Annotated in this window: 8 protein-coding genes and 1 pseudogene; 4 read left to right on the top strand and 5 right to left on the bottom strand. The window is 35.3% G+C overall.

Going from position 1 to position 13,770, the window contains the following annotated elements:
• Nucleotides 1-507: 507 nt before the first annotated feature.
• The 5 genes from AFK68_RS30635 to AFK68_RS30615 form a co-directional block, all read right to left on the bottom strand.
• On the bottom strand, nt 508-1,758 hold the full coding sequence (locus AFK68_RS30635) for a DNA cytosine methyltransferase (protein ID WP_094677759.1): 1,251 nt from the start codon (nt 1,756-1,758) through the stop codon (nt 508-510).
• A 602-nt stretch (nt 1,759-2,360) separates the two neighbouring features.
• A complete protein-coding gene (locus AFK68_RS30630; RefSeq protein ID WP_094677757.1) occupies nt 2,361-3,206 on the bottom strand; it encodes a hypothetical protein in 846 nt (281 codons plus the stop codon).
• Nucleotides 3,207-3,415: 209 nt separating this feature from the next.
• Nucleotides 3,416-4,930: a UDP-N-acetylmuramoyl-L-alanyl-D-glutamate--2,6-diaminopimelate ligase gene (locus AFK68_RS30625; protein ID WP_094677755.1), complete on the bottom strand. Its 1,515-nt coding sequence runs from the start codon at nt 4,928-4,930 to the stop codon at nt 3,416-3,418.
• 238 nt (nt 4,931-5,168) lie between these two features.
• Entirely contained in the window at nt 5,169-5,444 is a 276-nt protein-coding gene (locus AFK68_RS30620; protein WP_094677753.1) for a glutaredoxin family protein, read from the bottom strand.
• 866 nt (nt 5,445-6,310) lie between these two features.
• Nucleotides 6,311-7,045, bottom strand: a complete 735-nt coding sequence (locus AFK68_RS30615; protein WP_094677751.1) for a hypothetical protein — start codon at nt 7,043-7,045, stop codon at nt 6,311-6,313.
• 2,047 nt (nt 7,046-9,092) lie between these two features.
• On the opposite strand from AFK68_RS30615, the gene AFK68_RS30610 reads away from it, so the two are divergent.
• From AFK68_RS30610 to AFK68_RS30595, 4 genes and pseudogenes are all read left to right on the top strand, one after another.
• Complete coding sequence (locus tag AFK68_RS30610) at nt 9,093-10,463, top strand: diguanylate cyclase domain-containing protein (protein ID WP_094677749.1); 1,371 nt, start codon at nt 9,093-9,095, stop codon at nt 10,461-10,463.
• 846 nt (nt 10,464-11,309) lie between these two features.
• Entirely contained in the window at nt 11,310-12,374 is a 1,065-nt protein-coding gene (locus AFK68_RS30605; RefSeq protein ID WP_094677747.1) for a hypothetical protein, read from the top strand.
• A gap of 1 nt (nt 12,375) precedes the next feature.
• Nucleotides 12,376-13,284, top strand: coding sequence for a hypothetical protein (locus AFK68_RS30600; RefSeq protein WP_143438456.1), 909 nt, complete (start codon nt 12,376-12,378; stop codon nt 13,282-13,284).
• Between the two features lie 15 nt (nt 13,285-13,299).
• A pseudogene (locus AFK68_RS30595) lies at nt 13,300-13,674 on the top strand (GGDEF domain-containing protein); the annotation flags it as partial.
• Nucleotides 13,675-13,770: the final 96 nt, after the last annotated feature.

Raw genomic sequence — 13,770 nt, 5'->3', positions numbered from 1 at the left:
ATATTACACAAATAGATTTTGATTAATATCTGGCTGTGTATGAGAAGTTTAAATTCAACAATTAATAATTAACAATTAATTATTAATAAGCACCTATTCTGTAATAGAAGGATTGGCTAAAAGGAACTTTTTTTATTTTTTTCCATAAATGGAGAGGCTTTATACCCCTGAATTTTTTAGTAAATTCTAATAGATAGCAAACAGCAATGGCAAAAAAAAATCCTAGTTTAAGATTCATTATCAGTCTATTTTGTAAACAGCTCTTTACTTATCTAGAAATAAAGATTATATTCTAGCTGTCATAGTTGTTTTTTGATTAGCTATAGTAATCCTAAATAGGTCGTGATAAATTAAAAAGTAGATAAAAAACTTGAAACTCCAGCCAGTTAAGAGTTCCCTGTTCCCTCCATACCTAAAAAGCAGTAAGATTTTTGCCACGAATATGCGGAGGATTGCTATAGTATAGTGATAAACCAAAGAATTAATATTCAATTAATTATTTAATTTTTATTTTCTCATTCTTGGTGCAATAGTATGTCGATCGACACCATATAGATCGGCAGCTATAGACATATTGAGAGCTAAATTTTCTAATTTTTCTAACTTATATTTTTTCCTTCTAGGTTTAAGTGGTTGAATATTTAAAGCATGAATAATTTCTTCAGCAACTGCTTTTGCTAATAGGGGTGGAACTGAATTACCAACCTGTCTAAAACCATGCCATTTTGTTACATGAAATCTAAACCAATCAGGATATGAATGTAGTCTTGCTGCTTCTCTAACTGTGATACACCTAGGTGTAAATGGATGTATTGGTCTAGGAGAAGTATAGGCACCTCTGCTACTTGGGGTTCCTGCTCTGAGAGTATTACAAATACCCTCAGGATTTAGTTTATAAAAGTGACTTACTGATTCAATTTTTCCTGGTTCTGTAGCACTAAATCTTGCTATTGATTTTTCTGTATGTTTTGTGCGTAAACTAGAAGTTAATATTGTCCAGTCGTATGCACGTTTATAAGAATAATTATTATTTAAACGTCTCAAACTACGCAGTTTTCTAGCATATTTACTGGGTTTACGATAATCATTTTCTGCTTTTACCCAATCTATTTCTAGTAATTCTGGATAATTTTCTACTTCTGGTAAATCCCCTATTGCATCCCAGACAGTTATATAGTTTTCTAATTTTTTATCTATTTTAATTTGAGGATAATTTGGTAGTGTTAAACCATTTTGACATCCGAGCAAAAATAATCTTTCTCGATGCTGTGGAACACCATAATTAACAGCATTTAAAACTTGGTAAGGTTGCTGTACTTGATAACCATTTTTATAGAATTTATCAATGACTTCCTCAAGAAAAAATTTGTGTTTTCCTATAGCTAAACCTTTGACGTTTTCTATGACAAAATATTTTGGTTTTAATTCCAAAACTAGCCGTAAAAAATGAGAGATAAGTTCATTGCGCGGATCGTCTAAAGCACGTTTTCCAATCTGAGAAAATCCTTGACATGGAGGACCGCCAAAAATTACATCAATTTCTCTATTTTGAATATCTGGTAACTGTCTAATTTCATCCGCAGTAATATCAACAACATTACGACATAATATAGACCAAAAGGGAAAATTAAACTTATGAGTAGCACAGTGGATAGGGTCTAATTCTACAGAAATAGGTATATCAAATCCTGCTTGTTCAAAGCCAAGGGTCATACCTCCTGCACCAGCAAATAAATCGATACCAATTGGTCGTTGCATAGAAAATTTCAAGATTAACTATTAATCTTAATTAAATTTAACTTTTGCTATTATATCAACTCTATTTCAGCAGTTACCAAAACTCATATAACAAAATTAAATCTGAAATAATTCCATGAAATTACTGTGTTATCGAAGTTTATAGTCTAGAAAATCTTACTTTCGACTTTTGAATTTTGACTTTTAACTTTTAATTTTTATAAAACAGGATTAAATACCCTAAGAATTTAGCCATCAGCTATTAACTTAGTTGAAAAATCAAGCCAAAATTAAAAGTTGCTCTAAAAAGCATATTACCTAATATTTCTTATTAATTATACCAATTCCTAAAAGTAACGCTATAGTTGGGGAAAACTTCAGTTATTAAGTAATTAACACAGGTCGAGTAAATGTTTTACTAATTTGAGCCATGAAGACTGTCAATTATTCTTATTTTTACTTCTCCCGTACGGACTTTGCATGCGAACGTCCCTACACTCCCCTACTCTGAAATAGATAAAGTTTTTGAGAAATGGTATTACTTGGTATAGGATGATTAATAAAGAAAAGCTATTTGCGTAGCATTCCGCAGGAAAAAGTGAAGGGTAATACCTGAATGCTTACTAAATACCTATTTTATACTCTCTAAAATTTTCGTTGGGATTTCCATATATTCTCAAAACCGCTATGGGTTGATTATTTTCGTCTTTCACAACATAATACCATCGAAATTTTGTCTCGTCGTTAATTACTTTTAATAATTCTGGCTTTCCTTGAAAGGCTGCTTGAATTGCTTTTTCGTATTCTTTAGCCACAAATAAACGTTCTAATTTTCTTTTTTCTTTTTTAGCATAAATTCTATTTGATGAATATTGCCAAATCACTGTACTATCTTTTCGATCTGGCAGATATAAAATCATACTATTTACAAAGGATAGTTTTTGCACATTTTTAATTAAATCATTCATTGTTTCTGGCACATTTTTTTGAGGAGAAGCACTTATTTGACTAATTTGTTGTACAAATTTATTTTGTAAATTTTGTATTTGTTCGGCAGTGATTCTTTTAAAGACTTTAGTACGGTGAACTGTAATGCGATAATTGACAAAAGAGAGACTACCAATAATCGCTGAAAAAATAGCAAATATGCCGACAATATAAAGTAAATAAGTAGATTTTGGAGCTTCTGATTTAGGGGTTAAATTTCCTCCTTCTTGACTCCGTTGAAGTGAGCTAATAGCAGTCACTATTTCTTGAATACCTAACACTAATGTTATAGCGACACCAAACATACTTAGAGCGACACTGGCAAAAAATATTCCCTGTAAAACATTTTCAACTTGATAACTAAATATATCCCAATTTAGTATGTCATCAAAAATTCCTAATACTACTAAAGTCGCACCTAATATTAAGAGAAAAATTGTAATGACGACTGTTAGGGATAATAGTTTTACTTTCTTCAGCATGGTTAATTCTATTAACTTATACCAATTAGATCGGAGATTATTACAGTAAAAATTAAAAAGAGAGGCAATGGGAAAAAATAATATTTTAATTTTTCCTTATTCCCTCTCTCTAAATATTTCATAATTTTAGGTTACTGGCTGTGAAAACAGCTTTTTGTTGTTAATTTGGAAGCTAATAGCTGAAAGCTTACCTTGAAACTGGTAAAATTTTAACTTTTCACTTTTGAGTTTTGACTTAAACCATACTTATTTATCAGAGCATCTCTTGCTTGCTCCCGGTCATCAAAATGAATTTTTTCTGTTCCCAAAATTTGATAATCTTCGTGACCTTTTCCTGCTATTAATACCCCATCTCCAGGTTGAGCTTCCTTAATAGCACCATGAATAGCTTCAGAGCGATCGCCTATTACTAAAGGCTTAACTTCTGGAGATATCCCCTCTACAATATCCTGTAAAATTTTGTCCGGGTCTTCAGTGCGGGGGTTATCAGAAGTCACCACAACTAAATCTGATAACTCAGCAGCAATTTTCCCCATTTTTGGTCGCTTAGTCCGGTCGCGATCGCCTCCACAACCAAACACACAAATCATCCGACCAGGAATAAAAGGTCGTGCTGCTTTTAACAAATTCTCTAAACTATCAGGAGTATGAGCATAATCAACTATTACACTTACATCTTGCTCTTCTGTCACTTGTACCTTTTCCATCCGACCAGGTACTCCCGGAAATTCTGATAACTGAGCAACCACCATTGGCAAATCTAAACCCAAATGCAAAGTTGCTCCTACCGCAGCCAACATATTAGATAAATTGTACTGTCCTACCAATGGCAAAGTAAAAGGAATCTCCCCCTGGGGAGTATGCAAAATTCCCTTAACTCCCGTGGGTTGATATTCTAAATTTGATGCCCATAAATCAGCATAAGTGTCACTCGTGCTATAACTCCAAACCCTTTCCGACTCCAGTCTAGCAATCAACTTTTTGCCATAAGGGTCATCAGCATTAACTATCGCGCGACCCTTGAGATAGTCTGAACTAAACAGCAACGCTTTCGCCTCAAAGTAATCATCCATATCTTTGTGATAGTCGAGATGGTCTTGCGTCAAATTGGTAAATACCGCCACCTTATAAGTACAACCCCAAACTCGCTTTTGATGAAGAGAATGAGAACTAACTTCCATAATTCCATATTGACTACCTGCTGCTACTGCTTGCGCCAATTGATTTTGCAATTCCACTGGGAAAGGTGTGGTGTAAGCTGCAGTTTCTGCAAATCCTGGCCAACGCGCATAAAGAGTACCAAATAAAGCAGTCGGTAGTTGAGCATTATTCAGGAGAAATTCGACTAAATGGGTAGTGGTGGTTTTGCCGTTGGTGCCAGTGATACCTACCATTTTCATTTTTTGTCCGGGATAGTCATAGAAAGCAGCAGCAATTTCTGGGCAAATTTGACTCATATCAGCAACTGGGATAACACACTCATTTTTTGCCGGATGTTTTGTTGCTGCGGAATGAGAAACTATAGCTCCCACAGCACCATTAGCGATCGCGCTTGACCAGAAGTCTCCCCCATCAACGCGGGTGCCAGGAATTCCTAAAAATAAATCCCCTGGTTTACAAGCATGAGAATTTGTGGCTAAACCTTTAATTTCTGTTTCTAAAGCTTGGTGATTATTGGTAAGTGAAATACTTGGAACTTTTGCTAATAATTCTTTTAATTTCATATTAGGAACTCCGATAATTTTTTAAAGTTTTTTTATCTAGAATTTTTACTTTATTTAGGTTTAATAGAATCTATCAAATATTTGCTAAACCAAATTTTTTTATGGGCGTTTTTTTTCCTCTGGTTATTAATGGCAGATCAAGAAATCTTGTTCTTTAACCCGCCACTTGAACTTTTGATTTATGCAAGAAATTAGGCTGAACAACTATAAGGATTTTTTTGTCTTCTATAACAAAAATTTACAGATATTTTTGTAACATTTGCTGCAATTTTCTCACTGGCATTCGAGGAGAGGGCCGTGGTATCAGCTTTTCGGTTGTTGTATCTGTCTCAAATACACAGAGTACAGGCACTTCATATTGATAAGCTTGGAACCAGTCATCACGGGTGGTAATGTCTCTAACCTCTAGGTTAAATTTACAGGGGTTTTCGGGGTCTTTCAGTATTTCTTCGAGTTTTTCTTGGAGTCCTTCGCAAAGGTGGCAGCCTGGTTTACTGTATAAGATCAGGTTCATAATTGAGATTAAATTCTGGAAAATCTGTTAGTTTAATTATTGTATGATGTGAACTACCTAACACCAAATGTGATAAATGTTTATTATAAATGGTAGAAGCAAGGAAGAAGGAATAAATATTTAAGAAAAGAGGGAAAATAATAGATATAGCTGGCTAGAATGAATTTCAGCAGCTATTTTTAACTATCTCCCATTGAGATGCACTTTTTGTAGCATTCTTTTTTCATACATGGTATAACACCAATGCTCTTGCTATGGCGTAGGCTTCTATTTTCACAGGGAATTGCATCTAATAAGACTGAAGTTTTACCAGACGACTTATCAATGAATAAGACTTTAAATAAATCAATCCGGTTTAAAGCCTCTCCGTTTCAATGGATAATTAATAATTAGGGCTTGCTGATTAAATCTTAAAGCATTTACAGATAAAGGTTTTAGCCTATTTAGGTCTGGAAAAAGTACCTAGTTTTCAGCTCTTTATACTCAAAAAGTTAGCATTTTGGGTAAGAGTTGAGCAAAAAAATTACTCCCCTACTCCCCCGCTCCCCTACTCCTTAAAAAAGACTTTTTCAGCAAACCCTAATTAGAGAGAGTTTTTATGATCCACTCTCCATTATTCATTATCCATTATCAATGAATGAAATTTCCTCAAAGTAGTATTATTCCTTAAACTGCTAAAAGTTTATACCCAATCAACTTGAAAACTGCTTTCATTAATTGATAATTGATAATGGATAATTGATAATTACCTCTGGTTAAAACCGAGAGGATTGAAGATCAGGAAATATCATTTCTTTTTTTTCCCTTAAAAGGGGAGCCTTTAAACCAGAATTATTTAATTATTAATAATTAATAATTGGGTAATTCTAATTGAATTTTGGACAAAAAAGCTGCAAAATATTACTACGAAAATTCTCCAATTCGGTCGAGGGATTTTTAACTGTAAATGCTTCCGATAAAGCATCAGAAAATAAATTACGTTCAGCCAAAAATTTAACTTTAGCTAAAGCAATAGTTTCTGGTGTAGCTTTTGCTTGTTTTAAACCAGTCTCAAGTTTTTCTAACTCTTGAGTAATCACCTCACGTTGTGGAACATCCATAACTCTAAAAGTCTCTCTTCTGAAATCAGACCAAGAATACTCAGAATAAGGTGAATCAAATACTCTCCAATAATAAGTATTACCAGGTTTTAATGATTCCCCATTGTAAATAATTATTTGCTGATTATCTTGAATTTTTTCAGCCCACAAAACCTGCTCACTATTAGCTGGACGAATTGATATTTGTTCCAATTTTCCTTGCCAAATAAATGTCGGACGAGTATTCCAAATTAATATCGGAGGAGTATCCGAAATTTTCCCCTCGACTTCTATTAAACCAGGAGAAACCAAACACAAACTACCACCTCGAGTAGTACCATCTTTGGGGATTACTGGGGGGTCTTCTGAATCGTGAGAAAATGAATCTTTAAAAACTTTTTTCCACTGATCATTAGTATGATTTTTTTCGGGAATATTTTGTGCTTTAATTACGGATGAAGCTCCCAAAAATGCTATTGTTAGTGAGAGGCAAAATAGCAGTAAATTTAGTTTTTTATTCATAAAAATCCTCTTGTTAATATTTTGGAAAATTTTGAGAGTAGTCAGATAAGGAAGAAAATTGTGGTAATGGAAATGATGCTTTACTGCAAATAAATATCATCATAAAAATTCAGTAAGTGGGAAAGTGTCTGTGTGTCTTGAGTGCGTCTTAATAACGTTTCACAGAAGTTATAAAGTCAGTAGGGGGTGATTTCCTACGGGATGCTCCGCAAATGCTCTTCGCCCCTAATACCATTTCTCAAAAACTTTATCTATTTGAGAGTAGGGGAGTACGGGAGTAGGTAAGGACGTTGCATAAGGGCGTCCGTACCGGAGAAGCAAACATAAAAATAATTAACATAATTACTAGCGAAAATCAGCAAAAAAATAATTCTGATTGTATCGATAAGTTAATAACTGAAGTATCGCCCAAGTATAGCAAGACTTTTGGGAATTGGTATAAGACTCCTGTAGTGGCAAATGGCCATTAGCTACGCACAACTTTCCTATCGGAATGCTCCGCTTTCCATGTCGGCTCAAGCGCCGAAACGTTTTACATGTTCCGTAGGAAAACGCCCCTACCACTAAAATCTTACAACTTAAATATGATTGCTATATTACGTCAATAAATAGGATTTAGAAATAGAAATTCCAAGTATAAGAAAGTTTTTGATAATTAGTATAACCCCTTTATTATAGCACTTTTAAAATCGATAAACTACAGTATTTCAAGCAAACTCAAAGCATTTTTCGACTCCCGAATACCAAGATTTTGTGTTTTACTAATCATAAAAAGCGCTGTCTATCAAGTCTGTTGGTATCGTTTGTGTAAACCTAGGGAAAATATCTGCTCAATAATAGTTTTTCCTTCTTTGTTACTTCTTACTTCCTTACCGAAACTTTGTAATACCAAATTCAAACAAGGCAGTTACATCTTAATTTGTGATTTATTACTACAATAAAAAATTGTAAATCCCATAAATTGTAAAAATAAAACCTTTTTTACTCTTTTTTATTATGTTTTTTTCCCTGTCCCCTATTCCCTGTTCCCTGTTCCCTATGTTGTGACTGTAGCAATATTTTATGAAATTGGTATATAGCGTTTCTCAAGCTTATGAGGTACACAAGCTCTTTAATTTCTTTTCTATTCCTGATTCCTCATTCCCTATTCCCTCCATACCTATTCCCTGTTCCCTGTTCCCTCCATACCTGTTCCCTAAAACAAACGAATTTTGTACCTCACGCTTCTTGGGAATTGCTATAATACTGATGCTACTGAACATGATTTCACTCGTAAAAATTTTACCGAAATAATTAATAATTAAACAATTAAATAATTAGATAATTGACGCCTTGAAGCCTCCCCTTTCAAAGGGAAAAAGCGGTCGATAGATGGCGAGGTTTCCCGCTCTTGCAGAGCCGCTTCGCTAACGCCATATCTAATCGACCAAGAGAAATAAATATTTTCCCCCTTTGTGTCAATCCTCTCCCTAAAAGGGAGAGGTAATTATCAATTATCAATTATCCATTATCAATTATCCATTATCCATTAATAAACCGATCGCTACATATCAAACAAACCAGATGTCATACTGTTTAGACTTTAGGCTTAACTCAAGCTGCAATATTATCATTTAAACCTTTGTAAAGTCATTCTGTGGAATGTCTCTACTTTGAATTGAGTATAATTATCTAGAATTAATACTATAGTCAACAAAAAAATAGTAAAGACAGAACAAATTATCTAAAAAATAGAACAAAAAATGGAAAGACAGAACAAATTATCTAAAAAATGGAACAGAAAAATGGGATACTTTTTATAAAGTAGTTGTAAAATCAAGAGTTATTTTTGATCAATACTATTCTTGGTCAATATTCGACATAAAATTAAGAGAGTGTTTATAATCATTAACTTACATAAAAAATACCAAATAACTAAATCAGAACTTACGGAGGTGAACCCATAAACCCGGTTTATCGTAGACTTATATTACTCAAAACAACGATTTACCGTAGAAACCGGGTTTATTTGCGTAAGTCCTATAAATATAATAATTAGGTAAAGATAATGGAATCAGAGATAATAACAAATAATATATTAATTGTTGACGATCAAATTCCTAACTTACGAGTTTTAACATCTATGTTAAAGGAAAAAAATTATCAAGTTAGAAAAGCTACCGATGGTGAAACTGCAATTGAAGCAGTGGAAATAGAACCCCCTGATTTAATTATATTAGATATAAAAATGCCAGGTATGGATGGCTATGAAGTTTGTAAATCCTTAAAATCAAACGATGCAACTAAACATATTCCGATTATTTTTATTAGTGCTTTAAGTGAAGTATTTGATAAAGTAAAAGCCTTTGAAGTAGGAGGAAATGACTATATTACAAAGCCATTTCAGGAAGAAGAAGTATTAGCAAGAATCAAAAGTCAGTTAACGATTAAACAACAACAAAATCTCTTAGAAAAAGAAAAAGAAAAGCTCAAACAAGAAATTGGAAAAAGAAAAGAAATAGAAGCAAGTTTATATCAATCTAGAGCATTGATTTCTAGTATTGTAAATAATTCCCTTGATGGGATTGCTGCCTTGGAAGCAGTCAGAAACCATAGAACAGGAAATATAGATGATTTTCGTTGCCTAATTGTTAATCCTATTATGGCTCAAATTTTTAATCAACAACTAGAAGATGTAAGTGGTAAGTTGGTTTTCAAAAGATTGATCAACAAAGTTGAGCCTAATTTATTTGGTGATTTTGTTGGAGTTGTGGAAACAGGAATATCCTGGGAAAAGGATTTTAGTTATGACTACAAGGGAGAGAAAAGATGGTATTCTTGTATAGCAGTTAAGTTGGCTGATGGTTTTAGTGTTACAGTTAGAGATATTACTGAAAGAAAAAAACAGGAATTAGAATTAAATAATTTCGCTAGTATAGACGGTTTAACAGGTATTAGTAACCGCCGTATTTTCGATCGAACTTTAGCGAAAGAATGGCAAACTTGTCAAAGAGAAAAACAACCTTTGGCCTTAATTATTATGGATCTTGACTGCTTCAAAAAATATAATGATTACTATGGTCATCAAAAGGGTGATAATTGTTTAATTCGTGTTGCACAGGCAACTTCTAAAGTTCTCAAACGCCCCAGGGATATTGTTGCTCGTTATGGAGGTGAAGAATTTGCTATCATTTTGCCCAATACAGATCGGGAAGGAGCGATCGCTACTGCTGATATGATTCAACAAGAGATTAAGGAGCTAGGAATTCCCCATGATCGCTCAGAGGTAAGTCCTCTTGTTTCTGTTAGTCTAGGAATTTCCTGTGTGATTCCTACTTCAGAAAGTTCACCGAAGACTCTGGTTGATATGGCCGATCGAGCGATGTATACGGCAAAACAGCAGGGGCGAAATCAGGCGATCGCTTATACTTCTGACTGAAGGTTGTAAGCAATTATACTTGATAAGTAGAGTTTGCTGAAAAACTATAATACCATTTCTCAAAAACTTTATCTATTTCAGAGTAGGGGAGTGTAGGGACGTTTTGCTGCGCAACATGGAAAGCGGAGCATTCCGGAACGGAAAACGCATTTTTGCCTGTGCAACGTCTGTACGGGAGAAGTAAAAATAATGATAATTAATGTTAAATTGCCTTAAATCAGAAAAAATATGATTCTACCAAGATAATTACTGAATAACTGAAGTATTAATCAAGTATAGCATTAATGCATGGTAATTGGTATAAGTGGTGGGAGTAGGAGTCAGGAGGTAGGGACGTTTTGCTGCGCGACATGGAAAGCGGAGCATTCCGGAACGGAAAACGCATTTTTGCCTGTGCAACGTCCGTACAGAGTCAGGAGGAATGGCGAATTTAGAGGAAGTCGTCGGAAGAATTATAAGAGTGATTTTTCTGCATTATGCACCCTAAAATCCTAGCTTTTTAAGCTTTTTAGACCGAAAACCTTGCACTTTTTCCAGACATAAAAATCCTAAAACCTTCATTTGTCAATACTTTGAGATTTATTCAGCAAGCCCTAAGTAGAGCCAAAATAATTTGGCCTACCTACTTAAGAGCAGCACCAAATATACAATTAATTTGGCTTGACTACTTATATAGCAGTCGAAGCAAAGGGCGCGGACATTTATAAATTCTGAAACCCTTTGATAGTCTCCTGTTCCCAGTTAAGTGTTCCCTATTCCCTATTCCCTAGCGCTATACTTTTTTACAAAGATCAAGATTTTGTTAAAATACTATAATTTCTGATTAACTCTTTGTGCACTCTATCTATGGGACAAAAATACGCAAAATTATTTGTCAGTCTGTTTATTAGTGGCTTAGTCATTGTCTTGTTCCTAAGTTGTGCTTCTAACTTGACCTTCCGAAAGTTGGAAAGAACAGATCCCTCTGACAAAACAGTTGTTGTAGTTGCCGAAGACCTGCGTAATGGTGGGATAATTGGTGTCGTGGTTGGTATTCAAGAAGCTTGCCAAGCTCTGAATTGGGATGTCAAAAATTTTGACATCAGCAGTTCAGCTACTCTGCGTCATCAGTCTCTGGTAGAAGCATTAGCTCTCAAACCAGATGGACTGATTTTAGTCGGAGGAGATATTGTCTCAATTTCCACATATTCTTATCTGAAAAAATTTGAGCAGCAGCAAATTCCTATTGTGGGTTGGCACGTCGCACCTTACCCAGGGTCAGTACCTAATACCCCTGTCCAAGTCAATGTTACTACCGATTCCCGTAAAGTAGCCTTAGCAGCAGCAGGATTAGTTCAGCCACAGGAAGGACAAACCGCTGGAGTGGTTGTCTTCACAGATCGCCGCATCAATATTGCCCTGGAAAAAGCGAATCAGATGGTTAAAGCACTCGAAAGTTGCGATCGCTGCACAGTGCTATCTGTTGAAGATATTCCCCTGGATCAAACAGCATCTTTAGTCCCCCCAGCCATTCGTCGTTTACAGAAACGCTATGGCAATAGATGGACTCATTCCCTAGCCATTAATGACTTATATTTCGATCATGCAATTAACGAACTGGTATCCAGCGATCTACCCACCCCCCTCAATATTTCTGCTGGGGACGGTAGTATATCAGCACTATTACGCATGAAACATAAGAGTTATCAATATGCTTCTGTCGCTGAACCACTCTTAATGCATGGCTGGCAGTTGGTTGATGAAATTCACCGTAATTTGATGGGCGCTCCCCCTAGCGGATATGTGAATCAACCTTATGTAGTGACTCAGAAAAATGCTGCCAGCGTGGTAAATTCTAGAGGTTTTTTTGAACCAGATCGCCCTTATCGCCAACTCTATCAAGAAAGATGGAGAGAAAACCAAGATGGCTGAGATGAAGGAAAACAAATTGAAATTTATAAACACCATCAAATTTAGAATGTTACTGGTGTTTGCCATTACTATCGGGGTACTACTGTTGATAACTACTTCCTCCGTCATAGTCATACAGGTGATTAAACAGACGGTCAATCAATTTATAGAACAAGATTTACCTAGGGTAGAGCAAACAAGAAAGCTTAACCATATAATCGAAAAAATTGCATTGGATGCTCCGAGACTAGCTGAGGCTAAAACAAAATCTTCCCTAAATAGGACTTATAAACATATTGATTCGCTACTGATGGAACTTGAAGATACAGGGAATAAGCTATCTCAGAATAGAGTCAACCCAAATATTGTAGAAATGTTGCTCTTAGGCCAGCAAATTCGCTCTCAAACCCAACTAGGTTTTCAGCTCATGGCAGCTTCTCTAGATTTAGAGCAAGAAAGACTACTCCTGAAAAATCAATTGTTAGAGACCAGTGTAGAGGTATTGTCAGAACTGCAAATCACTGTTAACCAACTGGTGGAATTTTCTAACCAATACACCCAAGGAATTATTGATGATTTTGAGCAGGAAAAAAACACTGTTTTTCAGATGGAGCAGTGGGCGATAATATTCATTATCGTTATTAGTCTAATAGTAATTGCGATTGTTGTAGTAATGCAATGGCATATTGTTGAGGGTGGTTTTTCCCAACGGTTGGAGATAATCAGTCAATCTCTGGCTCGTGTACCCAAAACATTTGAGGAAACTGAGATACCTGTTATTGGTAATGATGAAATTGCCCTCATGGCTCGACGGTTAGAAAAGCTTCTAGAAAAAGCCTTGCAAATTCAATTAATGGCAACCACCGATGATTTAACCCAGGTGGCAAACCGTCGCTATTTCTTTCAACAGGTTGACATCGAAATCAAGTGAGCGAAGCGTTGTGGTCGCGAAGCTACCGTGTTAGTGCTAGACATTGACTTCTTTAAAAGTATTAACGACACTTATGGTCACGACGTTGGCGATATGGTGTTGAAGACCGTCGCCAATACCTGTAAGAATTGCCTACGAATTACTGATATTTTAGCCAGAATGGGAGGAGAAGAATTTGCGATTTTTTCTCCAGAAACTACCCTTGAGGATGGTCAAATCTTGGCGGAACGCATTCGGCGGACAATTGAAATGTTGGAAATCGATCTTTTGGACGGCACAAGAGTCCAAGTTAGCATTAGTGTGGGAGTTGCCAAGCTCTCTTGTTTATGTCTGGATATCAATCAAGCTTTGAAAAAAGCTGATAGCGCTCTGTATAGGGCTAAGAAATAGGGACGTAATCAGGTAGTAGTTAGTTTTTGATTTATACCAAGGGCGATAATGGATAATGGATAATGGATAATTGATAATTGATAATGGATAATGGAT

The sequence above is a fragment of the Hydrocoleum sp. CS-953 genome, from assembly GCF_002260545.1.
Lineage (GTDB): Bacteria > Cyanobacteriota > Cyanobacteriia > Cyanobacteriales > Microcoleaceae > Trichodesmium.
The sequence above is the reverse complement of the archived record's forward strand: the minus strand, read 5'-3'. Positions and strand labels throughout refer to the sequence as shown.